The 26,024-nt window shown below is 62.5% G+C and carries 23 protein-coding genes; 8 read left to right on the top strand and 15 right to left on the bottom strand.

Going from position 1 to position 26,024, the window contains the following annotated elements:
• Positions 1 to 3: 3 nt before the first annotated feature.
• Positions 4 to 243, bottom strand: coding sequence for a DUF4282 domain-containing protein (locus QAO71_RS02675; RefSeq protein WP_036992911.1), 240 nt, complete (start codon positions 241 to 243; stop codon positions 4 to 6).
• 170 nt (positions 244 to 413) lie between these two features.
• On the opposite strand from QAO71_RS02675, the gene QAO71_RS02670 reads away from it, so the two are divergent.
• Together QAO71_RS02670 and QAO71_RS02665 are read left to right on the top strand one after the other, a co-directional pair.
• Positions 414 to 1,412: an SDR family oxidoreductase gene (locus tag QAO71_RS02670; RefSeq protein WP_280165649.1), complete on the top strand. Its 999-nt coding sequence runs from the start codon at positions 414 to 416 to the stop codon at positions 1,410 to 1,412.
• A gap of 25 nt (positions 1,413 to 1,437) precedes the next feature.
• Positions 1,438 to 3,243: a glycoside hydrolase family 15 protein gene (locus QAO71_RS02665; RefSeq protein ID WP_280165155.1), complete on the top strand. Its 1,806-nt coding sequence runs from the start codon at positions 1,438 to 1,440 to the stop codon at positions 3,241 to 3,243.
• Here the strand turns inward: QAO71_RS02665 and QAO71_RS02660 are convergent.
• From QAO71_RS02660 to QAO71_RS02635, 6 genes are all read right to left on the bottom strand, one after another.
• Positions 3,240 to 4,592: an erythromycin esterase family protein gene (locus tag QAO71_RS02660; protein WP_136870141.1), complete on the bottom strand. Its 1,353-nt coding sequence runs from the start codon at positions 4,590 to 4,592 to the stop codon at positions 3,240 to 3,242. The two genes, QAO71_RS02665 and QAO71_RS02660, sit on opposite strands and share 4 nt — an antisense overlap.
• Positions 4,579 to 5,238, bottom strand: a complete 660-nt coding sequence (locus QAO71_RS02655) for a phosphoribosyltransferase family protein (RefSeq protein WP_280165154.1) — start codon at positions 5,236 to 5,238, stop codon at positions 4,579 to 4,581. Before QAO71_RS02655 ends, QAO71_RS02660 begins: the two co-directional genes overlap by 14 nt.
• 77 nt (positions 5,239 to 5,315) lie before the next feature.
• Positions 5,316 to 6,077 (bottom strand): ABC transporter permease, encoded by a 762-nt coding sequence (locus tag QAO71_RS02650; protein WP_036992917.1) that lies wholly within the window; start codon positions 6,075 to 6,077, stop codon positions 5,316 to 5,318.
• Positions 6,074 to 7,027, bottom strand: coding sequence for an ABC transporter ATP-binding protein (locus QAO71_RS02645; RefSeq protein WP_280165153.1), 954 nt, complete (start codon positions 7,025 to 7,027; stop codon positions 6,074 to 6,076). Before QAO71_RS02645 ends, QAO71_RS02650 begins: the two co-directional genes overlap by 4 nt.
• On the bottom strand, positions 7,027 to 7,962 hold the full coding sequence (locus QAO71_RS02640; RefSeq protein ID WP_036992919.1) for a glutathione S-transferase family protein: 936 nt from the start codon (positions 7,960 to 7,962) through the stop codon (positions 7,027 to 7,029). Before QAO71_RS02640 ends, QAO71_RS02645 begins: the two co-directional genes overlap by 1 nt.
• A gap of 90 nt (positions 7,963 to 8,052) precedes the next feature.
• Positions 8,053 to 8,364, bottom strand: a complete 312-nt coding sequence (locus QAO71_RS02635; protein WP_280165152.1) for a GIY-YIG nuclease family protein — start codon at positions 8,362 to 8,364, stop codon at positions 8,053 to 8,055.
• A 29-nt stretch (positions 8,365 to 8,393) separates the two neighbouring features.
• Between QAO71_RS02635 and QAO71_RS02630 the strand changes: the two genes are divergently transcribed.
• A complete protein-coding gene (locus tag QAO71_RS02630) occupies positions 8,394 to 8,876 on the top strand; it encodes an asparaginase domain-containing protein (RefSeq protein WP_036992920.1) in 483 nt (160 codons plus the stop codon).
• Between the two features lie 198 nt (positions 8,877 to 9,074).
• Here QAO71_RS02630 and tldD read toward each other — a convergent pair whose 3' ends face one another.
• The 8 genes from tldD to mreB all read right to left on the bottom strand — a co-directional run bounded on the left by tldD (position 9,075) and on the right by mreB (position 19,893).
• On the bottom strand, positions 9,075 to 10,520 hold the full coding sequence (gene tldD, locus QAO71_RS02625) for a metalloprotease TldD (RefSeq protein ID WP_036992921.1): 1,446 nt from the start codon (positions 10,518 to 10,520) through the stop codon (positions 9,075 to 9,077).
• A gap of 4 nt (positions 10,521 to 10,524) precedes the next feature.
• A complete protein-coding gene (locus QAO71_RS02620) occupies positions 10,525 to 11,373 on the bottom strand; it encodes a carbon-nitrogen hydrolase family protein (protein WP_036992922.1) in 849 nt (282 codons plus the stop codon).
• A 1-nt stretch (position 11,374) separates the two neighbouring features.
• Positions 11,375 to 15,226, bottom strand: a complete 3,852-nt coding sequence (locus QAO71_RS02615; RefSeq protein WP_280165151.1) for a YhdP family protein — start codon at positions 15,224 to 15,226, stop codon at positions 11,375 to 11,377.
• A 29-nt stretch (positions 15,227 to 15,255) separates the two neighbouring features.
• Positions 15,256 to 16,713, bottom strand: a complete 1,458-nt coding sequence (rng, locus tag QAO71_RS02610) for a ribonuclease G (protein ID WP_036992924.1) — start codon at positions 16,711 to 16,713, stop codon at positions 15,256 to 15,258.
• A 54-nt stretch (positions 16,714 to 16,767) separates the two neighbouring features.
• Positions 16,768 to 17,346 (bottom strand): Maf-like protein, encoded by a 579-nt coding sequence (locus QAO71_RS02605; protein WP_074781320.1) that lies wholly within the window; start codon positions 17,344 to 17,346, stop codon positions 16,768 to 16,770.
• Between the two features lie 7 nt (positions 17,347 to 17,353).
• Positions 17,354 to 17,827 (bottom strand): rod shape-determining protein MreD, encoded by a 474-nt coding sequence (mreD, locus tag QAO71_RS02600; protein WP_036992925.1) that lies wholly within the window; start codon positions 17,825 to 17,827, stop codon positions 17,354 to 17,356.
• On the bottom strand, positions 17,817 to 18,788 hold the full coding sequence (mreC, locus tag QAO71_RS02595; protein ID WP_074781307.1) for a rod shape-determining protein MreC: 972 nt from the start codon (positions 18,786 to 18,788) through the stop codon (positions 17,817 to 17,819). The genes mreD and mreC overlap by 11 nt, the downstream gene beginning before the upstream one ends.
• A gap of 67 nt (positions 18,789 to 18,855) precedes the next feature.
• The gene (gene mreB, locus QAO71_RS02590; RefSeq protein ID WP_036992928.1) at positions 18,856 to 19,893 is read right to left on the bottom strand and encodes a rod shape-determining protein MreB; all 1,038 of its coding nucleotides are present in this window, start codon (positions 19,891 to 19,893) and stop codon (positions 18,856 to 18,858) included.
• A 260-nt stretch (positions 19,894 to 20,153) separates the two neighbouring features.
• Between mreB and gatC the strand changes: the two genes are divergently transcribed.
• From gatC to QAO71_RS02565, 5 genes are all read left to right on the top strand, one after another.
• Positions 20,154 to 20,441, top strand: a complete 288-nt coding sequence (gatC, locus tag QAO71_RS02585) for an Asp-tRNA(Asn)/Glu-tRNA(Gln) amidotransferase subunit GatC (protein ID WP_036992930.1) — start codon at positions 20,154 to 20,156, stop codon at positions 20,439 to 20,441.
• A gap of 41 nt (positions 20,442 to 20,482) precedes the next feature.
• Positions 20,483 to 21,934 (top strand): Asp-tRNA(Asn)/Glu-tRNA(Gln) amidotransferase subunit GatA, encoded by a 1,452-nt coding sequence (gene gatA, locus QAO71_RS02580; RefSeq protein WP_036992933.1) that lies wholly within the window; start codon positions 20,483 to 20,485, stop codon positions 21,932 to 21,934.
• An 18-nt stretch (positions 21,935 to 21,952) separates the two neighbouring features.
• A complete protein-coding gene (gene gatB / locus QAO71_RS02575; protein ID WP_036992936.1) occupies positions 21,953 to 23,398 on the top strand; it encodes an Asp-tRNA(Asn)/Glu-tRNA(Gln) amidotransferase subunit GatB in 1,446 nt (481 codons plus the stop codon).
• A complete protein-coding gene (locus tag QAO71_RS02570) occupies positions 23,391 to 23,855 on the top strand; it encodes a septal ring lytic transglycosylase RlpA family protein (protein WP_235833999.1) in 465 nt (154 codons plus the stop codon). Before gatB ends, QAO71_RS02570 begins: the two co-directional genes overlap by 8 nt.
• Before the next feature lie 88 nt (positions 23,856 to 23,943).
• On the top strand, positions 23,944 to 26,007 hold the full coding sequence (locus QAO71_RS02565) for a BCCT family transporter (protein WP_051611379.1): 2,064 nt from the start codon (positions 23,944 to 23,946) through the stop codon (positions 26,005 to 26,007).
• The last annotated feature ends 17 nt before the right edge of the window (positions 26,008 to 26,024 follow it).

Raw genomic sequence — 26,024 nt, 5'->3', positions numbered from 1 at the left:
GGATCACGCCTGGTTATCTGCAATCTTTTTCAGATTTTCGTGAATCTTGAACATCACAATCAACAGTTCACACCAGATCCGAACCCCGATCACCCCACCAACCAGCGCGCCCAAGCCAGCCCAGAAGCTAACGGTAAACATGCTGACCAGACCACCGATTATGACGATAACCAGCAACAACCAATAAACACCCGTGAGAATTTTCGGTGTCAGCATTGAATTAAAAAACAAAACATCTTTCATGCGCCAATCCCTTTCGTTATTCCAATAAGCTCAAAAATATAACATCAATATAGCGCTTAGACATCAGTCGGGTTTCCCCCCCTCAACAGCTTCTCTCTTTAACTTGAACACCGCAGGCGCTGGCAGGGTCATTTGCTCTATACAAATGCCATTTTCAGGAGCAGCCTGTGATGCTTCATTCGCGCAAGGTTATTGTGATTTCCGGTGCCTCTGCCGGCGTCGGTAGAGCTACCGCCATCGAATTTGCCCGTAGCGGCGCCACCGTGGCCCTGCTGGCACGCGGTGCTGCCGGCCTGGCGGGCGCCAAGGCGGAGGTGGAAGCCCTGGGCGCAACCGCCTGGGTCAAAACAGTGGATGTGGCCGATGCGCAGCAGGTGGATGACGCCGCGGCGCAGATCGAAGCCGAATTGGGCCCGATCGATATCTGGGTCAATAACGCCATGGTCACCGTGCTGTCACCGGTCAGCAAGATGCAGGCCGAGGAGTATCGCCGGGTCACCGAAGTGACCTATCTGGGCACGGTACACGGCACCTGCGCGGCGCTGCGCCATATGCGCCCGCGCAACCGGGGCACGATCGTGCAGGTCGGCTCCGCCTTGGCCTATCGGGCCATTCCGCTGCAGTCGGCCTATTGCGCAGCCAAGTTTGCCTGTCGCGGTTTCACCGATTCCCTGCGGGTTGAGCTTGAGCATGAACGCAGCGCCATCCATGTCACCACCGTGCATCTGGCAGCCTTCAATACCCCCCAGTTTGACTGGGCGCGTACCCGGCTGGACAAGAAACCCCAGCCGATGCCACCGATCTTCCAGCCGGAAGTCGCAGCGCGGGGCATCGTCTGGGCGGCCGGACAACGGCGGCGCGAGGTATGTGTGGGCTTTCCCGCAGTGAAGGCGATCTGGGGTAACAAGTTCTTTCCGCTTATTGCCGATCAGATGCTCAAGGACGACGGCTATCAGGGCCAGAAGGACGATGTGCCGCTGCCGCCCGGGCGCCCCGACAATCTGTTCGAGCCAGTGGACCGCGACATGGGCAGTCATGGCCGCTTTGACGCCGATGCCCGTAACCACAGCCGACAACTCTGGCTGACCATGCATCGGGGTGCGGTGGCCACCGCCATGCTGCTGCCCCTGCTGCCGTTGGCTATGCTGTTGTTACGCAAGAAACGTTGAAGCCCATCACCGGGAATTTGCCCATATGACCCAGCCTATCAAGGATTATGCGCTGCTCGGCAATCTGCGCTGCTCGGCGCTGGTCGGGCGCAACGGCAGCATCGACTGGTTCTGCCCGCCGCGTTTCGACTCACCCGCCTGTTTCACCCGACTGCTCGGCAACGAGGAGCACGGCTTCTGGCAGCTGGCTCCGCAACTACCGGTACAGAAAGCCCAGCGTCATTATCAATCCGACACCCTGGTGCTCTGCACCGAGTTCGACTGTGGCGATGCCGGTCGGGTGCGTATCACCGATTTCATGCCGCTGAACAGTGAAGCTCTGATCGTACGCCGGGTCGAGGGGCTCGAAGGCAGCGTGCAGATGGACATGCAACTGGCCCCGCGCTTCGGCTATGGCGCGCGCGCGGCGCGCTGCGAAGAAGGCGCCCAAGGCGTCAGCCTGTGGGATACCGACGGCCAGCGTTTGCTGCTCACAAGCCAATCACCGCTACGTATCGGCGCGGATAACGTCAGCGCCAGCTTCGCTCTGGGCGCCGGCGAGATGCACGAGTTCACCCTCTTTCATCTGCTACCCGAGCAGCAGCCTGGCGTGGGTGCCGACCCGCAGCAACTGCTCGATGATTGCCTACAGTGGTGGCGCGACTGGGTACGCCAGTGCTCCTATCATGGCCGCTGGCGTGAGGCGGTGATCCGCTCGCTGATCACTCTAAAGGCGCTGACCCATGAGCCCAGCGGCAGCATGGTGGCGGCGCCCACCACCTCGCTGCCAGAAGCACCGGGGCATGGTGCCAACTGGGACTACCGGTTCTGCTGGATCCGCGATGCGGTATGGGCGCTCGACATCCTCATCGACTCCAATTATCTGACCGAGGTTCATGCCTGGATCAATTGGCTCCAGCGGGTTATCGAGCGCAACGACGGTGATATGCGCGTGCTCTACAGCGTCGATGGCCAATCGGCGAATGGCGAGCATGAAATGGACTGGCTGCCAGGCCATCTGGATTCGCAGCCGGTCCGGGTCGGCAATGGCGCCTACGATCAGCACCAGTTGGATGTGTATGGTCAATTGGTCGACCTGTTGCATATCGCCCGGCGCAGCGGCGCCTACCTGAGCCAGCAGGACTGGCAGGATCAACGTCGGTTGCTGGAGAAAGTTATCGACTGCTGGCAACAACCGGATGAAGGCATCTGGGAATTGCGCGATCAACGCCGCCACTATGTTCATTCCAAGGTCTACGCCTGGGTGGCGCTGGATCGCAGTATCCGTGATGCGGAGGAATATGGGCTGGAGGCTCCGCTGGAGGAGTGGCGTGCGGTGCGCGACGAGATCCATGCGGATATCTGCCGCAAGGGCATCAATGCGCAGCGCGGCGCATTTCAGCAGAGCTATGAGCGTGCCTGCCCGGACGCCAGCCTGTTGATGATTCCCTTGCTGGGCTTCCTGCCAATCGATGATCCACGGGTACAGGCCACCATCGCCTGGATCGAGCAGGACCTGTTACGCGACGGCGTGGTGCATCGCTTCCCGCCGCAGGACAGTTTCAGTGGGGACGAAGGCGCCTTTCTCGCCTGCTCCTTCTGGTTTGCCGACACCCTGGTCATGAGTGGCCGGGACGGCGATGCCGAGAACATGTTCGCCCATCTGCTGGCCCTGCGTAACGATGTTGGCCTATTGGCCGAACAGTATGACCCGCGCTATGGCCTGATCGGCAATTTCCCCCAGGCCCTGTCCCATCTGGCCTTGGTCAAGAGTGCCTATTTGCTCCAGGCCTGCGAGCAGGTTCACCACGGTGGCGAACCTGAACGCCACTCCTACAAACCGGTGATCTAAAGGCCGCTGGGCCAGGTTTCGGCAACGTCTTCACCGGGAACCGGCTCGCTGACCAGCGACTGCAGGGCGTGAGTCCGGTCGTAATGCAGCATGAAGTCGAACTGCTCGGCCAGCCGCGCGTAATAGTAATGACTGTGACGCTCCGTCTGCGGCCGATAGATCACGCCAATCGCCCTCTGCAACCTCGCTTCAGCCAACTGCGACGTCAGCGGACTCGCGCCACGCAGATCAAGCAGAAAACGTTCCCGCGCCACCGCCTGGAACAGCGCCTCATAGCTGCCGGGTAGCGGCTGGCGGACCTGTTTGCGCTCCGCCGGACCGTCCCAGTCCGATGCCGCCGTCACTTCCCCGGTGGCGGTGGAAAAACCAATCAGCAGTACATCATCGCCATACTTTTCCCGCGCCAGCTGGCCGATATTGAGCTCGCCCCGGGCGCCCATCTCGGTAGCAGCGGCATTACCGACGTGGGAATTATGCGCCCACACCACTACTCCCGCCGGCTCACCCAATTGATGCCCCAGGTGGCCGCACAACGCCTCCAGGGTTTCGAACATATGGCTGTCGCGCACGTTCCAGGAATTCGGCCGACCGCGGAACATTGCCCGATAATATTCCTCGGCGTTACTCACCAGGCGGGCGTTCTGTTCGGCGCAGAAGCGCTGCTCATCAGATACCAGCCCCAAGCCTTCCAGTCGGCGGAACGCGCGGGTCTGCATTTCCTGCAGCTGTTCGGTAATCGCCTGTTCACAGGACGCACTGAGGCCGAACTCGACCGATTGGCCATAGAGATGCGGCTCGTCGAGATATTGGTCCAGGCAGGCATAACGCTCCCGCGCGCGCACCGCCGCGGGTGGATCATGCTTGTCCAGATAGGCTATGACCGCCTGCGCTGAGCTGCTCATGCTGTACAGGTCCAGCCCATAGAAACCAACCGGGCGCAGCCCCGCCTCCGCCCGGGAGGGCATCGCATTGAACCCCGCCAGCCAGCGCACGAAATCCAGCACCTCGGTGTTGGCCCACATCCAGGTCGGAAAGCGTTCGAAGGTGCGCATGACTGCTTCAGCGGGCAGGCCCGGATCCAGATTCCAGACGTGGCGGTTGATTGCATAAGCATCAGGCCAGTCGGCCTCCACCGCCACACCGACAAAACCCAGCTCCGTCACCAGCCGGCGGGTGATCTGCGCACGAGTGTGATAGAACTCGCGGGTGCCATGGGTCGCCTCGCCAATCATGACCAGCGACTTGCCCCGCGCCGCCTCGATGATCGCATCGAAATCCCCCGGCTGGCCGGTCAGTGGCACGGCTGCTTTTTCCATGGTCCGCACCAGAATGGAATCAGCTTCGGTCATGATCACCTCCCGGGCGATATTGGCTGAGCAAACGGGTGACAACCTCATCGGGCACCTGACTGAAGTCCTCATACCACAGGCCGACGCCTCGGAGCGGCTCGATCAGGTGAGGGCAGATCAGCGCATCGACCAGCGCTTCGAGGCGGTGTCCGGTTTCGGCGGCGGCCACTGGTACGGCGACCACCACCGCCGCGGCGCCCATGTCACGCGCCGCGCTGATGGCCGCCAGCATGGTGGCGCCAGTGGCCAGACCGTCATCGACCAGAATGGCGGTGCGCCCGGACAGGTTGGGCATGGCAGCCGCACCCCGGTAGGCCTGGCCGCGACGCTGCAGCTCGGATTCTTCCCGACGCCGGATCGCCGCGACCTGCTCGTCAGTGATGCCCAGTGAATGGATCAGCGCATGATCCAGATAGCAGCTGCCGCCCTCGGCGATCGCACCCATGGCGTACTCTTCATGCTCAGGCACGCCGAGCTTGCGCACCAGCAGGATATCCAGCGGCAATCGCAGTGCAGCGGCAATCTCCGCCGCCACCGGCACGCCACCACGCGGCAGCGCCAGCAGCACCGTATCCGCACGGCCCGCGTATTCACTGAGTGACTGGGCCAGCGCCTGGCCGGCCTGCTTGCGATCAGCGAAAATCATCGTCATCCGCCTGTTATTGCCCTTTCTACAGGGACCGACCCGGACTCAGACTGTTCAACCCTTTTGCTGGCAGCGACTCAGGGCTTGAGCTTGTAGCCAGTGCGGAAAATCCACCACACCAGCGTCAGGCAGATCGCCAGGAAGACAAAGGTCATGGCCAGGCTGGTGGCAATATGCACATCGGCCTGCCCATAGAAACTCCAGCGAAAACCGCTGATCAGGTAAACCACCGGATTGAATAGCGTGATGGTCTGCCACACCGGCGGCAGCATGCTGATCGAATAGAAACTGCCGCCGAGAAAGGCCAGCGGCGTGACAATCATCAGTGGGATGATCTGCAGCTTCTCGAAGCCATCGGCCCAGACCCCGATGATGAAGCCGAACAGGCTGAAGGTAACGGCCGTCAGGATCAGGAAGGACATCATCCACACCGGATGGGCGATTTCGTAGGTCACGAACAAGCGCGCAGTAATCAGGATCAGCAGCCCCAGCAGCACCGACTTGGTCGCCGCCGCGCCCACATAGCCCACCACGATTTCAATCGGCGAGACCGGTGCAGACAGCACCTCGTAGAGAGTGCCGGTGAACTTGGGCATGTAGATACCGAAGGAAGCGTTGGAAATGCTCTCGTTGAGCAGCATCAGCATGATCAGCCCGGGGATGATGAAGGCGCCATAGCTGACCCCATCGATCTCCTCCATCCGCGCGCCGATCGCCGCGCCAAACACGATGAAGTACAGCGAGGTGGATATCACCGGTGAGGCAATGCTCTGGAACAGGGTGCGCCACATGCGCGACAGCTCGGAATAGTAGATCGCCCACATGCCATACAGGTTCATGCCCTACTCCGCTGTTGATTGCTGTCATGCACCAGCCCGACGAAGATCTCCTCCAGGGAGCTCTGGCTGGAATTCACATCCTTGAACTCGACACCCTCACGCGCCAGCGCCCGCAGCAGGTCGCCCACGCCGGTCTGCTCGCACTGGGCATCGAAGGTGTAGACCAGCGTGCTGCCGTTATCTGTCAGCTCCACCGTCTTGCCCGCTACCGCAGCCGGCAGCGAGGTCAGCGGCTGTTGCAGCTGGATGATCAATTGACGCTTGCCCAACTGGCGCATCAATACTGTCTTGTCCTCCACGAGCAACAGCTCACCGCGGTTGATGACGCCGATGCGATCGGCCATTTCCTCGGCCTCTTCGATGTAATGGGTGGTGAGGATGATAGTCACGCCCTTGTCCCGCAGCGTCCGCACCATGGCCCACATGTCCCGGCGCAATTCCACATCAACCCCGGCGGTGGGCTCATCCAGAAACAGGATCTGCGGCTCATGGGCCAGAGCCTTGGCAATCAGCACCCGGCGCTTCATGCCGCCGGACAGCGCCATCATCTTCTCGTTACGCTTGTCCCACAGCGACAGGTCGCGCAGCAGCGACTCCAGATAGGCGCGGTTCGGCGGCTTGCCGAACAACCCACGGCTGAGCGTCACCGTCGCCCAGACGGTATCGAACAGGTTATTGGTCAGTTCCTGGGGCACCAGCCCGATCAGGCTACGGGCCCGGCGGTAGTCGCGGGTAATGTCGTAGCCATCCACCGTGACCTTGCCGGAGCTCGGGTTGACGATGCCGCAGATGATACTGATCAGCGTGGTCTTGCCCGCCCCGTTGGGCCCGAGCAGGGCCAGAATCTCGCCTCGCCGGATCTGCAAATCAACCGACTTCAGGGCCTGAAAACCCGACTGATAGACTTTGCCCAGCCCGCTGACGGCGATGACGGTTTCACTGGTTGACATCAGGCTGCATCAACCCGGTAGCCGATGCGCGGAAAATGCACATGGACCAGCCCGGCGCGCTCATCTTCACGGGCAATGACGACTTCTTCCGACGCCTCATGCACCAGGCTGCCAGCCACCGGATCACAGCCGTAATCCACCGGGCTGATCGTCACCGACTGGCCCAGCGTCAAGCCCTTGGTACTGACAAAGCCGTGCTCGGGCAACTCTTCCGGCGTAGCGTCATGGGCGATGCGGATAGCCTCCGCGGCGTCCATCTTCGCCGATGCGCCCTGGCCGAGATCGGCAATGCGCGCCATCCAGGCGCGGATCATCGGATAATCATCCAGCAGGACAGAAACCACGGCATTGGCCGCCATGAACCACAGCGGGTGATACCAGGCCAGGTCGGCGATGCTCGGCTCATCCCCAAGCAGAAACTCGCCGTCACGCTCCAACTGGGTTTCCAGGCGACGCATCAGTACCGGCCACTGGGCCAGGGCTTCCTCCGCCGACGGCCGGCTGACCTTGCCTTTCTCGAACATCGCCTGACGGTCGCGCACAAACCCCTTCATGACCTCTTCCGGCAACTCGGCAAAGCGCGCCGCCACCGCCTCGGGCTGAAAGTTGATCGCGATGGAGTGGTGAAACAGCACCTGATCGCCGTACTGCGCCAGCGCCGCGGCAATCGCCTCACGGCCTTCGGGAAACAGTGCCGGCACTGCCTTTTCCCGCTCCAGGCGGCGGGCAATCAACGCCGTGTCACAGTAGATATCCGCTCCTACCTGCAACACCGGCGTGCGCCGATAACCACCGGTCAGGGCGGTCAGATCGGGCTTGGGCATGACCGGCGGAATCAACACCGAATGCCACGACAGCCCCTTCAAACCGAGCATCAGGCGGGCTTTTTCAGCGAAAGGTGACTGGGGATAGTGGTGCAGAATCAGTTCGCTCATGACAATCTCCGATCAAATGATGAAAGTCAGCTTAGCCTGTGCCAACGGGCACTGCATCGTCAATCAAAGATCATTGACGATGCCGGTCATTCAGCCTTCCTGCGTCGGCTGCTGGCGGATCAAACGCTCCTTGGCCGACTTGCGCAGCGCCTTCACCGCCAACTCGCGGCGCAGCGCAGCGGAACGATCCGCGCAACGCTCGCGCCACACCAGCGCGCTGGCCGGGCTACGATTGAAGAAGCGCGCGCCGCGCTTGCCACTGACATGTTCCCGGAACCGCCGCTCGGGATCAGTACTGATGCCGGTATACAGATGGCCATTCTCGGCACGCACCATGTATACCCACCAGAGCGTCTCGGTAACGGCAATGGTGGGGCTGTGTTCGGCGATATCAGACGGCATACTGGCGGCAATCATCCTGGGAGAAAGTCATGTTCATACAGATCTTCAGCACCGGCGGTACCCTCGACAAGTTGTATTTCGACGCGCTCAGTGAATATCAGATCGGTGAACCCATGGCCGGCGAACTGTTGCAGCAGGCCCGGGTCGGGTTCGATTATGCCATCGAGTCGCTGGTAAAAAAGGACAGTCTCGAACTGGACGATGCCGACCGCGCACTGATCCACGCCAAAGTCGCCACCTGCCCCCATGACCATATCCTCATTACCCATGGCACCGATACCATGACGGTCACCGCTGCGGCATTGGCCAATATCGACGACAAGGTGATCGTACTGACCGGCGCCATGCAACCGGCACGCTTTCGCGATTCGGATGCCCTGTTCAATCTGGGGCTGGCCGTCGGCGCGCTGAATGTATGCCAGCCAGGAGTTTATATCGCGATGAGCGGAAAGGTGTTTCCGGCAGATGGAGTGCGCAAGAACCGGCTGGCCGGAAGGTTTGAAGGGGTTTGATCAGGTTTTTTAAAACAGCCCGGAAACACAAAACTCTCCGGCGGCGCAGCCCGACAGGGTTGCGCCGACCGTCGGTCGCCAGGGATGGCGACCGCGAGCCTACAGGGACGTATCTACGGCGTGTCGGCGCGGCCCTGTCGGGCTGTGCTGCCTGTCACGAGAACCGCAGCAGCACTGACTCCGAAACACCATCCAGTCTCAGGCGCCCGTGCCACCCACGGTGATCTGGTCGATCTTCAGCGTTGGCTGCCCCACTCCCACCGGCACCGACTGCCCATCCTTGCCGCAGGTGCCCACGCCGCTGTCCAGCTCAAGATCGTGGCCGACCATGGAAACGCGGTTCATCACTTCCGGGCCGTTGCCGATCAGGGTCGCGCCTTTTACCGGGGCGGTGATCTTGCCGTCCTCGATGAGATAGGCCTCGCTGGTGGAGAACACGAACTTGCCGCTGGTGATATCCACCTGACCGCCGCCGAGATTGGCGCAATAGATGCCCTTCTTCACCGAACGGATGATCTCTTCCGGATCGCTCTCCCCGGCCAGCATGTAGGTATTGGTCATGCGCGGCATCGGCAGATGGGCGTAGGACTCGCGACGGCCGTTGCCAGTCGGCGCCACACCCATCAGCCGGGCGTTCAGCTTGTCCTGGATGTAGCCCTTGAGAATGCCGTTCTCGATCAGGGTGGTGCAGTTGGTGCGGTTGCCTTCGTCATCCACACTCAGCGAACCGCGACGGCCCGGCAGGGTGCCGTCATCAACGATGGTGCACAGGCTGGAAGCGACCTTCTCGCCCACCCGGCCACTGTAGGCCGAGCTGCCCTTGCGGTTGAAATCACCTTCCAGGCCATGGCCGACCGCCTCGTGCAGCAGCACGCCCGACCAGCCCGGCCCCATCACCACCGGCATGCTGCCGGCCGGAGCGGCAATGGCATCAAGATTGACAGTAGCCTGGCGCACCGCCTCGCGGGCGTAGGCCATGGCCCGTTCCTCGGCCTCGAAGAAGCGGTAATCGGTGCGCCCACCGCCGCCAAAGCTACCGCGCTCACGGCGGCCGTTGTGCTCGATGATGACGCTGATGTTCAGGCGTACCAGCGGCCGGATATCGCCAGCCCAGGTGCCATCGCTGGCGGCGACCAGCACGGTGTCATGCACACCGCCGAGGCTGACCGAGACCTGGGTGATGCGCGGATCGAGACTGCGGGTGTAGGCGTCCAGCCGCTGCAGCAGGGCTACCTTGTCGGCCTGGGGCATGACATCCAATGGATTGTCCGCCGCATACAGGGCGGTGTTGTCACTGCGCTGCCAGGCCTGCACCGCACCGCTCTGCCCACTGCGGGCAATCGAGCGCGCCGCGCCGGCAGCCTGGCTCAGGGCAGCCAGGCGCAGATCGTTGCTGTAGGCAAAACCAGTTTTCTCACCGGCCTGGGCGCGCACGCCCACGCCCTGATCGACATTGAAGCTGCCGTCCTTGACGATCCCGTCTTCCAGCACCCAGGACTCGCTGATCTGGTGCTGGAAATACAGGTCCGCAGCGTCCACCCCGGGGGCGGATACCAATTGCCCCAACACGCTGGCAAGGCTGTCGGGGCTCAGTTCGGAGGGCAGCAGCAGGCGACTTTCGACCTGGCTCAGCACATTACTCATATAGTCAGAACTCCGTTGAGGCCGGGACGATGGCGTCGACCGGCTCGAAGCGGCGATGCCCGGCTACCGGCATGCGTCCGCGAATGGTATTGAGGTGCTGCAAATCAATCGCACCGGTCACCACACCTTCGCCTTGCGGCAAGCAGGCGGTGATCTCACCCCAGGGATCGATCAGACAACTGTGGCCGAACGTCTCGCGGCCGTTGGCATGGGTGCCGCCCTGGTTGGCGGCAAGAATGTAGCACTGCGTCTCGATCGCCCGGGCGCGCAGCAGTACTTCCCAGTGCGCCGCTCCGGTCACCGCAGTGAAGGCCGAAGGCACCACGATCAATTCGGCACCGGCACGCCGCAACGCGGCGTACAGTTCAGCAAAGCGCACATCGTAACAGATGCTCAGACCGAGCCGCCCCACCGGCGTATCGATACAGACGAAGCGGTCGCCGTAAGCGTAATCCTTCGACTCGCGGTAGCTGCGCTGACTGTCCGCCACCTCCACATCGAACAGGTGCAGTTTGTCGTAGCGCACCACTTCATTGCCCTGTTCGTCCAGCACCAGGCAGCAGGCCATGGCCTTGCCACCGGGTTCGGCGGGCAGCGGGATACTGCCGGCCACCAGCCAGATGCCGTGTTGGCGTGCCTGCTCGGCAAGGAACGGACGGATCGGCCCGGTACCGGCGTACTCGGCAGCGGCGATATCCGCGAGGGCGCGGTTACCGAAGGCAGCGAAGCACTCCGGCAACAACACCAGTTGCGCGCCCTGCTGAGCGGCCTCGGCAATCAAACGGGCAGCGGCATCCAGGTTGGCCTGGATATCCGCGCCACTGATCATCTGTATGGCGGCTACCTGCGGCATTTCAATCCTCCAATGCGGCCTTGTCGTCGAACGCCCGGTCGAATTCGACCAGCGGCTGGGTCCAGTCACCGCTGATGCGGTATTTGACCGAGGCAAAACGCGCCACACGGTCTCCCAGGATGCGGTCCACCAGAAACAGGACGCCACCGATGTGCGGCGCGCCGGCGATGATCGCTGCCAGCGGCAAATTGTTGGTCACCGGCAGGGTCACCAACAGGCCCATGTCGATCCGGTCCGCCGGCAGGTCCACCGTGCCATCGAGTTGCAACTTGGCGCTGGGGCCATCCATCACCAGGGGGGACATGGTGTGCATCAGGCCGTTGGTCAGGGCGACTTCACCAGTGAAGGTATCATAGGCCGTACCCTTGCCGAACAGATCGGAGAAATCCAGCCGCAGCCGCCGCGCCAGGGCGTTGAAGTTGAGCAGACCGAAGACCCGCAGCGCGTCGGCAGAGCTTTCTCCGCTCTGCAACATGCCATCTTCGGCCTGCACGGCGAGTGAGCCCGTGCCGCGCTTGAGCGCGAACCAGGCGGGTGAACCGGGCCATTCCAGCCCCGCGCTGGCGGAGAATCGTTTGCTGGTCAATGTGGGAGCGTAACGCCAGGCGCTCAGCACCTTGCCGATATCGCCCGCCGCCAGGCTGCCATCGAACCGGGTGCGCTGCGCATTCCAGTGCATGTTGCCGTTGAGCTGCAAGCCACCCCGCAGGGCCACATCGATATCGCGGATTGCCAGCGCCGAGGCGTCTGGGCGCAACTTGAGGTAGGTGGCGCCGACCAGGTCTTCGCCCCAGTACAGCTGATCAATGGCAATATCCATCGCCGGCAGGTTGGCCGGATTGATATCCTTGAGCGGATCTTCGCTGACCAGCGGTTCGATGAAACCATCGGTTTGCGCTGGCAGATCATTGGCCTTGGGGAAGCCCAGGCGCTGCAGCTTCACGGCGATCACGCCATCCTTCGCCGTGGGCAGAGTAATACTGCCCTGCAGATCAGGATGGCTGGTGTTCAGCTCCCAGCCCCCTTGCAACGGCCTGGCAACCACAGCCAGATCACTCAACTCCAGCCCGAACCCGGTGAAGCGCCCGGTTTCTACATGCACTCCGCTCAACCACTGCATGGGCCCCTGATCCTGCTGCTCAAGCGCTTCGGCTAACCCCTCCTGCGGCAATACCCCGGAATTGAACCAGTTCTGCCATTGGCTCCAGTCGAATTCGTCGAACCGGGCGCTGACCGAGACGCCCTGCCTCGCTGTCAGGCGAGCCGTGCCCTGGCGGTAGCGGATGTCACCTGATAGCGCACCATCGCGGTCGACCAACAGGCCGTGCAGGTCGTCACCGAGCCGCCATTGCCAGCGCAGCGCTGGCCCCATGTCCAGCTGCAGCTCACTCGGCAGGCTGGTATCGGCAGCCTTGGCCAGGGGGCCTGGCAGGTTGAGTTGCACGCCCTTGAGGTCACTGCGCACCAGCAAGCGGCGCAGATCGTCGCCCAGCAACAGCTCGGCGTTCCAGCCGAAGCTGCCTTCGGCCAATTGCTCCGGCAACGCCGCCAGCAGCGGCCAATCGTGCAGATTCGCTACCTTATGACGGCCTTGCAGGCGCAGGCGCTGATCGGCACCGCGCAGATCGAGACGGCCGGTGACCGGCTGGCCCAGAAACCGCGCACTGACCGCCTCACTGAGAAGCCCTTTGCCGTGCTCATAACTGAAACTACCAGCCAGTTCCTTCAGCGGCGCCTGCAGTTGTGGAATATTCAGTTGCTGCGCCCGGGCCTGCATCCGCAACAGGACAGCGGGTTGCCGGCCAGCTCCCAGCGGAATACCCAGCTGCAAGTCACCCTGCACTTCCCCCGCCCCGCTCCAGCCCTGCAATGGATCACCGGTGAGTCTGGCCAATGGGGTTTGCTGCATCAGCTGCAGACCGTCCTGCAATGGCCCGGCAAAGTCGCCGCCGATCAGCAATTGCAGGTTCTGCTCCGCGTCACGCCCGAGAGTCACCTCGATATCGTCAAGCTGGGTTTGCAGCAGCTGCCCTTGCGCCTGATCGACGGTCAGGTCGGTGTTATGCAGATGCAGCGAGCCATTGACCTGCTCCAAGGCTGGCCACCCGTCCTGGAACAGCAGGCGGCCCTGCTCCAGCCGACCGAACAGGCTGATTTGCCGCTCGTCACTGGTCGCCGCCTTGAGCAGCGACCCTTCGTAGGCAAAGATCGCCAGCGGCACCGTGCCAGCGAGCTGCGAGGCGGCAAGCCATTCGGCCAGTGCCGGGCTCATCGCCGAGGACAGGGTAGGCAGATAGCGGCTGTGGTATTCGGCACGGCTGTCACGCAGGGCTACACGCAGGTTCATGGTCGGTATGCCACCAGGCCGCGGCAAATGCAGCTCCAGGGTGGCGGCACCAGCGCCTTCAACGCCCCTTACCGCCGCGCCTGGCACCGCCAGTTTCAGCCCTTCTTCATTCGACCAATTCCAGTTCAGTGCGCCGACCAGGCTGTCGTATTCCCAGCGCTCGGGAAACAGCCGCGGCAGATGCATGCTCCAGTCGCGGCTGTCGACCCGCAGTTCGCCAGCGGATGGCGTGCCGGAAACCACGCCGCTGATGCCTGCAAATGCCGGCACGCCTTCCCAGGCCTGCACACCGACGTTCTCCAGCCGCGCCAGCAGCGACCAGTCGAGGAAATCGGACCAGTCACTGCCGCTCAGCGATACATCCCGCAAGGTACCTTCCGGCGCCAGGGTGTCGAGGATGTCGGCGCTCTGCTCGTCCGGCAACACACCGCCCAGCCACCGGCCAAGCAGATCCAGCGGCAACTGATCGATACGGGCCTGCCAGTGCCCATCCGCTGGCTGGCGTTGCAGTTGCGCCCGCGTGGCAGGCCAGCTCTGTTCGTCCAGGCGCAGGCGCAGATCGTCGATATTCAGCCGCTGCTGCTCATCGGATAGCTGCAGCTCGAAGCCCATGCTCAGATCCTGCACCGACGGCGCCGGCCGCAGCAGATCCAACTCGAGCGCCGGAGCCTGCAGCAACCCACGGAGCTGCTGCATGCGGTTATCCTGCCAGCGCCCCCACAGCTCGCCGCCGGCCACCAGCCGCTCGATGCGGGCCGCGCGCAATACCTCGGCTGGTAGCCAATCGCTCCAGTCACTGGCCGGTAACGCGGCGAAGAAATCCAGCTCGGCCCGCCGCCAGTCCCGGTCCGGCATACGGCCGTTGAGTTGCAGCCGGACTTGCTGCTCATCCGGCAACCGCACCTGAGCATCCAGGCGGTGGCGGGCACCCTCATTCACCAGCGTCAGATCACCGTCGGTGAACACCCAGTCGGGTTGCGCCCAGGGGCTGATGCGGATACGGGTATCCAGCAGGGTAATGCGGCGCTGATCGAATAGTTGCTCCAGCGCGCGGTCGAGGCCGTCTCCGGTCGTCTCATTCTGCCCCAACCCTTCAAGTCGCCAATGGCTGTCGGCATCTTCGATAACCTCCAGCGACAGACCTTCGAGCTGCAACGCGTCCATCACCGGTTGGCGGTGCCACAGGCTGGCGAACACATCGACCCGGGCGGTGACATGCTGCAGATCGAACAGTACCGGGCTGGCGGGGTCGGCCGCTTCGTGAACCCGCAGCCCACGCAAGGTGAATACTGGATGTGCGCCCTGCATTTCCCCGCGCAGGTCCTGGAGCTCTATGGCGCGCCCGGTCTGTTGCTCTACCCACTCGACCAGTTCAACCTGATAATCCGCCACCGCTGGCACGAACTGACGACCGAGGCTGATGTAAGCCGCGGACAGCAGCATCCAGCCCACCAGCAGCAGGATCAGCCCGTCGAGAAAACGCCGCAACCAGCGCTGCCAGCTCATGGAAAGTCAGTCACTCCGGTCAGGGTGGATCAGGTCAGCACCACGTCGTATTGTTCCTGGGTATACATGGTTTCCACCTGGAACTTGATCGGCCGCTGGATGAACAGCTCCAGGTCAGCCACATTGCCCGACTCCTCATCGAGCAGCCGGTCGATCACCGCCTGGGATGCCAGCACCATATAGCCGCCGGCCTGATAGGCCCGGGCTTCGCGCATGATCTCGCGGAATATCTCGTAGCAGACGCTTTCCGCAGTGCGCTGGATGCCGCGCCCCGAGCAGCATGGACAGGGCTCGCAGAGAATCTGCTCCAGGCTTTCGCGGGTGCGCTTGCGGGTCATCTGCACCAGCCCCAGCTCGGTGATGCCGATGATGTTGGTCTTGGCGTGATCACGCTCCAGCTGACGCTCCAGCGTGCGCAACACCTGCCGGCGGTGCTCCTCATCCTCCATGTCGATGAAGTCGATGATGATGATGCCGCCCAGGTTGCGCAGCCGTAGTTGCCGGGCAATCGAGGTCGCCGCCTCCAGGTTGGTCTTGAAGATGGTCTCTTCCAGGTTGCGATGACCGACAAAGGCACCGGTATTCACGTCGATGGTGGTCATCGCCTCGGTCTGGTCGATCACCAGATAGCCGCCAGACTTGAGCAAGACCTTGCGATCCAGCGCCTTCTGGATCTCATCTTCAATCCCGTACAGATCGAAGATCGGGCGCTCACCGGGATAATGCTCCAGCAGGTCTTCGACTCCCGGCATCAGCTCATGGACGAACTGCTCCACCTTCTGGAAGGTTTCCCGCGAGTCGATGCGAATTTTTTCCAACCGCGGGTTGGCCAGATCACGCAGGGTGCGCAGCGCCAGCGGCAGGTCCTCATACAGCACCGAGGGTGCCGGCGCGGTATTCATCTGCTGCTGAATCTGCTGCCACAGGCGGCGCACATAACGGATATCGATGAGGATATCTTCTTCGCGGGCGGCTTCAGCGGCGGTACGCAAGATGAAACCGCCGCGCTCTTCACCCCCCTCCTGCTCGACGGAGCGAGTGACGATGTCACGCAGCCGATCGCGCTCGGCTTCTTCATCGATCTTCAGGGAGATGCCGACATGGGGGGTGCGCGGCATGTACACCAGGTAGCGCGAGGGTACCGACAGATGGGTGGTCAGCCGTGCACCCTTGGTGCCGATGGGGTCCTTGGTAACCTGCACCACCAGCGCCTTGCCATCGTGCACCAGCGCGCTGATCGGCTCGACCGCAGCGCCTTCACGTTCGGAGATTTCCGACGCATGAATGAAGGCTGCCCGCTCCAGGCCGATGTCCACGAAGGCCGCCTGCATGCCCGGCAGCACCCGCACCACCTTGCCCTTATAGATATTGCCGACGATGCCGCGGCGCTGGGTCCGCTCGATGTGGACTTCCTGGAGGACGCCATTTTCCACCAGCGCGACCCGGGTCTCCATTGGCGTGATATTGATCAGGATTTCTTCGCTCATGGAGCCCTCTTCCTCTGTGTCAGACAGTCAGGATACCGGCCCGCCCGCGCTCTGTCAGCGCAACTGCCAACAGGGGATGGAAAATTCTCCGAGGAGCTCTGCGGTTTCGGCCAGGGGCAGGCCGACCACGGCGCTGTAACTGCCCTCGATATGCTCGATGAAAATAGCGCCCAGCCCCTGGATACCGTAGCCGCCCGCCTTGTCCGCCGGCTCGCCGGTCTGCCAGTAGGCCAGCATCTGCGCGTCGCTCAACGGCCGGAAGCGAACCAGGGTGGTGACCAACTGCAGGCGCAATTCTTCGCCACGGGCCACCGCCACGGCGGTCATCACCTGGTGTTCCCGGGCGGATAGCGCCCGCAGCATGGCCAGGGCATGTTCCTGGTCAGTCGGCTTGCCGAGGATCCGCCCGTTGAGTACCACGGCGGTATCCGCGGCCAGCACCACCGCCCCGGCCGGTGCCACCGCTACGCCAGCGCGCACCTTGTCCCGGGTCACCCGTTGTACATAGTCTGCCGCCGCTTCCCCGGGCAACACCTGCTCATCCACCGCGCATATCACCCGCTGCACCGGCACGCCAATCTGCTCCAGCAACTCCCGGCGGCGCGGCGATGCCGAAGCCAGATGGACTGGCAAGGTGGACTCAGAGCACATGGAAACGCCGCCTTACGCCCCGCAGCACGGAAAACACCCAGGGCCAGAGCACCGCACTGATCACTGCCGGGAGCAAGTACAACAACGTTGGTGGCCGATTACCGACCAGACTGCTCAACCACAGCGCTACCATCTGCGCGATACCCAGCACCGGCAGCATTACCAGACTCTGCTGCCATAACGGAAAACGCCGGATACGCTGGTACAGCAGCAGCATCAACCAGGCTACCAAGACCATTACCAGCGCGTTCTGACCGAATAGTTCTCCGGCCAGCACATCGATCGCCAACCCGGCCACCCAGGCAGTCAGCAGGCCGACCCGATGCGGCAGCGCCATCACCCAATAGGCCACAACCATGGCCAGCCACATGGGCCGAGCGGTATCGAAGGGCGCCGGCATGGGTACCACGCTGAGGATCAGCGCAGCGAGGAAGGTCAGTCCCACGATCAGGCTACTGCGCATCGTTCTGCTCCTCTGCGGCCGGCGCCGCTGGCGGGGTCTCGCTCGGCGGCGGCGCGTCGGTCGGGGCCACGTCGTCACCAGCGTCCGCTTCCACCGCCTCGCTATCGAGGCTCAATGCCGGCAGAACATCGCCGTAACCACTTTCCGCACTGAATACCAGCAGCAGATAGCGACTGCGGTTGAGCTGCGCGGTGGGTTCGACCCGCACCTCGGCAAAGGGTTGCGATGAGTCGCGGTCCACCGCCGCTACCCGACCGACTGGGTAGCCAGCGGGAAAACGCTGCCCCAGACCGGAACTGACCACAATGTCATTCACGCGGATGTCAGCGGTATCGCCTACATGGCGCAGCTCCAGCCAATCGCTGCTGCCGGTACCGCTGGCAATGGCGCGCAGGCCGTTCCGGTTGATCTGCACCGGCAGGCTGTGGGACGAATCGGTGATCAACAGCACCCGGGCGCTGAACGGCAACACTTCTACTACCTGGCCCATCAGGCCGGTCGCATCCAGCACCGGCTGGCCGAGAAACACGCCGTCGCGCTCGCCCTTGTCGATCAGAATGCGCTGGGTGAACGCGTTGGGGTCGACGCCGATCAGCTCGGCAACCAATACCCGCTCATCCACCAGTTCGGAGGAGTTGAGCAGTTCACGCAGACGCACGTTCTGCTCGGTCAGCGCCGCCAGCTTCTGCAGTTTGCGTTTGGTCAGCAACGCTTCGGCGCGCAGGCTTTCGTTCTCCGCGATCAGATCGGCACGGCTGGTCAACTGCAGATAGATGGTATCCCAGGCGCGCACCGGCAGCTCGGCCACGTAATACAGCGGCATGAGCGCCATACCCAGTTGCGAGCGCAGGGGTTTCAATGCGGAAAAACGGGCGTCGACCACCATCAGCGCAATCGACAGCACCGTGAGCGCCAGGAAGCGGACCCCAAGTGACGGGCCCTTGATGAAAAGCGGTTTGATGGGTGGGCTCCTTGCGGCAGCAGGATAGGCTGTTGCGGCAGGCTCAAGCCTGCCGCCATGGCACCGATCACTCGGTGGACAGCAGATCCATTGCGTGCTGGTCCATCATCTCCAGCGCACGACCACCGCCACGGGCAACGCAGGTCAGGGGCTCTTCGGCGACGATCACCGGCAAGCCGGTTTCCTGACTCAGCAGTTTGTCCAGATCGCGCAGCAGCGCGCCGCCACCCGTCAGGATCAGGCCGCGCTCGGCGATATCCGAGGCCAGCTCCGGCGGTGATTGCTCCAGGGCGCTCTTGACCGCCTGAACGATGGTCGCCAGCGACTCCTGCAGCGCTTCCAGCACCTCGTTGGAGTTCAGGGTGAAGGCCCGCGGCACGCCCTCGGCCAGATTGCGGCCACGCACGTCCACTTCCAGCACTTCGCCGCCGGGGAAGGCCACACCGATTTCCTGCTTGATGCGCTCGGCGGTGGATTCACCAATCAGACTACCGTAGTTGCGGCGTACATAGGTGATGATGGCTTCGTCGAACCGGTCGCCACCGACCCGCACCGACTCGGCGTAGACCACGCCGTTGAGCGAGATCAGCGCGATTTCAGTGGTACCACCACCGATATCCACGACCATGGAGCCGTGGGCTTCCTCGACCGGCAGGCCGGCACCGATGGCCGCCGCCATGGGCTCTTCGATCAGATAGACTTCACGGGCACCGGCACCCAGCGCCGATTCGCGAATGGCCCGGCGCTCGACCTGGGTCGACTTGCAGGGCACGCAGATCAGGACGCGCGGGCTGGGCTGGATGAAACTGTTCTCGTGGACCTTGTTGATGAAGTACTGCAGCATCTTCTCGCACACGCTGAAGTCAGCGATGACGCCGTCCTTCATCGGACGAATGGCCTGGATGTTGCCGGGCGTGCGACCGAGCATGCGCTTGGCTTCGGTACCGACCGCCACCACGCTTTTCTGGTTGCCATGGGTGCGAATGGCTACGACGGACGGTTCATCCAGTACAATGCCCCGCTCGCGAACGTAAATCAGAGTATTGGCAGTCCCCAGGTCAATGGACAGGTCACTGGAAAACATGCCGCGAATTTTTTTGAACATGCGTTGAATATACCCCGAGGGCACGTGGGTTGAATGAAAGAAACACTGATATGCAGGTTGCCTGGCAAATAGCCACTGACACACACAAATGAAGAGTGGCGGAACGACTCCAACACAGGCAACTGATCGGTACTTCCCGAAGTGTCGCAACTCTAACAATGGCGGGGTTTTTGGGCAAGGCGCGGATGTGGTAAATTCGTCCCTTTGCCCGGCAACATCGGCATATAACACCGGATCGTCCGGCTTCATGGAGAAAACACATGGCCCTAGACCGCTCTGACGTGGAACAGATTGCCCATCTTGCGCGCATTGCCCTCCACGGCGACGACATTACCGCCACCACTGACAAGCTGGCCGGCATCATGGGCTTGATCGATCAATTGCAGGCCGTTGACACCAGCGGCGTCGAGCCGCTCGCCCATCCACTGGAAACCACCCAGCGGCTGCGCACCGATGCGGTTACCGAAATCAATCAGCGCGACGCGCTGCAAGCCATTGCGCCGGCCACCGAACAGGGCCTGTATCTGGTACCCCGGGTCATCGAGTGACATCGAACCCTGCTGCCGCGCATTGAAACGAGACAAATTACATGCATGAGAAAACCCTCGCCGGCTTGTCCCAAGCCCTGCACAGCAAGGCGATTTCCAGCGTCGAGCTGACCGAACATTACCTCAAGCGCATCGAGCAGTTCGACGGTGCGCTCAACAGCTACATCACTGTCACCCCGGAACTGGCGCTGGAGCAGGCGCGTGTCGCCGATGCACGCCTGGCGGCCGGTGACGCCGGTCCGCTGACCGGCATCCCGCTGGCGCACAAGGATCTGTTCTGTACCCAGGGCATACGCACCAGCTGCGGCTCGAAGATGCTCGACAACTTCATCGCACCGTATGAGTCCACCGTCACCGCCCGGCTGCTGGCCGCCGGCACCGTAACCCTGGGCAAGACCAATATGGACGAATTCGCCATGGGTTCGTCCAACGAATCCAGCTATTACGGTGCAGTACGCAACCCGTGGAATACCGAACATGTACCCGGCGGCTCCTCCGGCGGCTCGGCCGCTGCCGTGGCGGCGCGGCTGTGTGCGGCGGCGACCGGCACCGATACCGGCGGCTCGATCCGCCAGCCGGCGGGCTACACCGCACTGACCGGTCTCAAGCCGACCTATGGTCGGATTTCGCGCTGGGGCATGATCGCCTATGCGTCCAGCCTGGATCAGGCCGGCCCGATGGCCCGCACCGCCGAAGACTGCGCCCTGCTGCTGCAAGCCATGGCCGGCTTCGATGAGCGGGACTCCACCAGTGTCGACGAGCCCGTGCCGGATTACAGCGCCGAGCTCAACCAGCCCCTCAGCGGGCTGCGCATCGGTCTGCCGAAGGAATACTTCGCCAGTGGACTGGATACCGCCACCGCCGACGCCATTGCCGCCGCGGTCAAGCAGTTCCAGGCCCTGGGCGCCGAGATCAAGGACATCAGTCTGCCCAATGCCGAGCTGGCCATCCCGGCCTACTACATCATTGCCCCGGCGGAAGCTTCCTCCAACCTGTCGCGTTTCGATGGCGTGCGTTTCGGCTACCGCTGCGAGAACCCGGCGGATCTGACCGACCTGTACAAGCGTTCGCGCGCCGAGGGCTTCGGTGACGAGGTCAAGCGCCGCATCATGGTCGGCGCCTATGCGCTGTCTGCGGGTTACTACGACGCCTACTATCTGCAGGCGCAGAAGGTTCGGCGGCTGATCAAGAACGACTTCATGGCCGCCTACGAGCAGGTGGATGTCATCCTGTGCCCGACCTCGCCCACTCCGGCGTTTCGTATTGGCGAGAAGATCGACGATCCGGTGAGTCTGTATCTGACCGATATCTATACCATCACCGCCAACCTCGCCGGCGTACCGGGCATCGCCCTGCCGGCCGGCTTCGCTGGCGACCTGCCGATCGGCATGCAGCTGCTGGGCCCTTATTTCAGCGAGGCCCGCCTGCTGAACGTCGCGCACCAGTACCAGCAGCACACCGACTGGCACACCCGCGCTCCGGCCGGCATCTGAGAGGATTGAGGACAGATCATGCAATGGGAAATCGTTATCGGGCTGGAAATTCATGCCCAGCTCACCACCGCCTCGAAGATCTTCTCGGGCAGCGCCACCAGCTTCGGCGCCGAACCCAACACCCAGGCCAGCCTGATTGATCTGGGCATGCCCGGTACCCTGCCAGTGCTCAACGCCCAGGCGGTGCGCAATGCGGTCAAGTTCGGCCTGGCGATCGATGCCGAGATCGGCATGACCAACGTCTTCGCGCGCAAGAACTACTTCTATCCCGACCTGCCCAAGGGCTACCAGATCAGCCAGATGGACCTGCCCATCGTCGGCAAGGGCTTTCTCGACATCACCCTGGACGACGGCACCGTCAAGCGCGTGGGCGTGACCCGCGCGCACCTGGAGGAAGATGCCGGCAAAAGCCTGCATGAAGACTTCCAGGGCATGAGCGGCATCGACCTGAACCGCGCCGGCACCCCGCTGCTGGAAATCGTCTCCGAACCGGACATGCGCAGCGCCAAGGAAGCGGTCGCCTACGCCAAGACCATTCACTCGCTGGTGCGTTATCTGGGCATCTGTGATGGCAACATGGCCGAAGGCTCGCTGCGCTGCGACTGCAACGTATCGGTACGGCCCAAGGGTCAGGCCGAGTTCGGTACCCGCTGCGAGATCAAGAACGTCAACTCCTTCCGCTTCATCGAGAAGGCGATCAATACCGAGGTACAGCGGCAGATCGAGCTGATCGAGGACGGCGGCACGGTGATTCAGGAAACCCGTCTGTACGACCCGAACAAGGACGAGACGCGCTCCATGCGCAGCAAGGAAGAAGCCAACGATTACCGCTACTTCCCCGATCCGGACCTGCTGCCGGTGGTCATCGAGCCGGCCTTCATCGAGACCGTGCGCGGCGAGCTGCCAGAACTGCCGCAGCAGAAGCGCGAGCGTTTCCAGAGCGAATTCGGCCTGTCGGCCTACGATGCCAGTGTCCTGGCCGCCAGCCGCGAGCTGGCTGACTACTTCGAGGAAGTGCAGCGCGTCTGTGGCGATGCCAAGCTGGCCGCCAACTGGGTGATGGGCGAGCTGTCCAGCCTGCTCAACAAATCCGACATCGAGATCGATCAGTCGCCGGTCAGCGCCAGCCAGTTGGGGGGCATGATCCTGCGGATCAAGGACAACACCATCTCCGGCAAGATCGCCAAGATGGTGTTCGAAGCCATGGCCGATGGCGAAGGTGATGCCGACCAGATCATCGAAGCCAAAGGCCTGAAACAGGTCACCGACAGCGGTGCTATCGAGGCCATGCTGGATGACGTGCTGGCGGCCAATGCCGACCAGGTCGAGCAGTATCGCGCCAGCGATGAAGCCAAACGCGGCAAGATGTTCGGTTTCTTCGTCGGTCAGGCGATGAAGGCCTCGAAAGGCAAGGCCAACCCGCAGCAGGTCAACCAGTTGTTGAAGCAGAAGCTGGATGGCTGACCCGATGGCTAGCCAGCGCTCAGGTCGTGCCCGCCCCGGCCGCACCGGCAACAAGTCGGTGTGGCTGAGCCAGATGGCGCTGGCGGCCCTGCTGTCGATGTCCGGCTACGCCGCCGTCGGCGACAGTCTCAACGATGAGGATGGCGGCCTGAGCTACAGCGCCGAGGGCCGCGCATCCTACTATTCCTCCCGCTTGCATGGTCGGCGCACCGCCAGCGGCGAACCCTACGATGAAACATCGATGACGGCAGCGCACCCCAGCCTGCCGTTCGACACCCAGCTGTGCATCACCAACCTGTTCAATGGCCGTAGCACCGCTGTACGTGTCAATGATCGTGGCCCCTTCGTGGGCAGCCGCATCATCGATGTGTCGCTCGCCGCCGCCAAGGAACTGGGCATGCTGCGCGCCGGCATCGCCCGCGTCCGGGTGGAGACCTGCGACACCCTCGAATCCTGACCTCCAGAGCGGCTGCTATACTTCGGCAAGCCGTCTCCTAAGACACCGCGGCACAAGCTGCGCATCCAGGCAGAGGAGCCTTCCCCACATGCCGGAAACAACCAGACCCCGCCTCTGGAATACCACCATCCTGTTGCCGGTCTTCATTCCGGCGTTCTTCTTCATCCTGCTACTGGTCATCGGTACTGCCAGCCAACCCGAACTGGCAGGAGAGCTGTTTTCTTCGGTGCTGGGCTACATCACCAATACCTTCGGCTGGTTCTACATGCTGTCGGTAGCGATCTTCCTGGTGTTCATCGTGATCGTGGCGATGAGCAAATGGGGACATATCAAGCTCGGGCCGGATCATGCCGAGCCGCAATACAGCTTCCCGGCGTGGTTCGCCATGCTGTTTTCCGCCGGCTATGGTATTGCCCTGCTGTTCTTCGGCGTGGCCGAGCCGGTGCTGCATTACGCCGAGCCGCCGGAAGGTGCCGAAGGGCTCACCGTAGATGCAGCCAAACAGGCAATGCAGATCGCATTCTTCCACTGGGGTTTTCATATCTGGGCGATCTATGGGCTGACCGGACTGGTGCTGGCGTACTTTTCCTTCCGTCATGGTCTGCCGCTGTCGATCCGCTCAGCGCTGTATCCGCTGATCGGCGAGCGCATCCATGGACCGATTGGCCATGCGGTGGATACCTTCGCGATTCTCGGCACCATGTTCGGCATTGCCACCACTCTCGGGCTGTCGGTAGCGCAGATCAACGCCGGGCTCAATTATCTGTGGCCGGCGATTCCCGTGAGCACCGGCGTTCAGGTCGCCTGCATCGCGGGCATCACCGTGCTGACCATGGGCTCGGTGGTCGCTGGCATGGACCGTGGCATCAAGAACCTGGCCCTGGTCAACATGGTAACGGCCACCGGGTTGATGCTGTTCGTGTTTTTCGTCGGGCCGACCATCTTCATTCTGGAAACCTTCCTGCAGAACACCGGCAGCTATCTGAACAACATCGTCGAACGGACCTTCAATCTGCAGGCCTATTCGCGCAGTGACTGGATCGGCAACTGGACGCTGTTCATCTTCGGCTGGACCATCGCCTGGGCCCCCTTCGTCGGGTTGTTCATCGCCAAGATCAGCCGCGGGCGGACCATTCGCCAATTTGTCTTCGGGGTGATGCTGGTACCCACCATCTTCACCTTCTTCTGGTTCTCTGTATTCGGCGATACTGCGCTGCACCTGATCATCAACCAGGGCTATTCCGAGCTGATCGACCAGGTACAGGCGGATAACGCCATTGCCCTGTTCAAACTGTTCGAGCAATTGCCGCTGACCGCTATCATTTCCACCATCACCGTGGTGCTGATCACGCTGTTCTTCGTCACCTCGGCCGACTCCGGTGCACTGGTGGTCGACTCGCTGGCCTCCGGCGGGGCGCTGGCCACACCAGCATGGCAGCGCGGTTTCTGGGCAATTCTCAGTGGCGTTCTGGCTTCGGTACTGCTGGTGGCCGGCGGGCTCAAGGCCTTGCAGAGCATGGCAGTAGCCAGCGCCCTGCCCTTCGCCATCATCATGCTGATCTCGGCTTTGGGCATGTGGCGGGCACTGGTGATCGAAAGCCACCATCAGACTGTCAGCGCCGGCATGCAGCCAGGCCGCAGCAGTACTGGCAGCAACACATCGCTATGGAAGAAGCGCCTGGCCGGTATCGTCAATTACCCGGAAAAGGATGCAGTCGAGCTGTTCATCAAGGACACCGCCCTGACGGCGATGATCCGTGTCGCCAAAGGATTGCAGGCCCAATCCTGGCCGGCGGAGGTGCACTATGACGAAGAGCATCGGCGCGCATATCTGGAAGTGATTGTGCCGGAGCAACTGGACTTCCTCTATGAGATCCGGCTGCGCGACTATCTGCGCCCGGCCTTCGCCCATCCAGAGGTCGAGGAAACCGCGGCGGATGACAGCTATTACTACCGGGCTGAGGTGTTTCTGCGCCGCGGTGGCCAGGCCTATGACGTCTATGGCTACGATCAACAGGAACTCATCGGTGACATTCTCGATCACTTCGAGAAGTACCTGCATTTCCTGCACCTGACGCCGGGCGTGCTGCCCTGGAACATGGCAGAGCATGACGAGATGCTGCAGACGCCGCACGATTCCAAGGAAGAGTAAGAAGGTGACAGCGGGCC

This window comes from Halopseudomonas sp. SMJS2 (assembly GCF_029866945.1).
Classification (GTDB): Bacteria; Pseudomonadota; Gammaproteobacteria; order Pseudomonadales; family Pseudomonadaceae; genus Halopseudomonas; species Halopseudomonas bauzanensis.
This window is presented reverse-complemented; position numbering and strand designations above follow the sequence as displayed.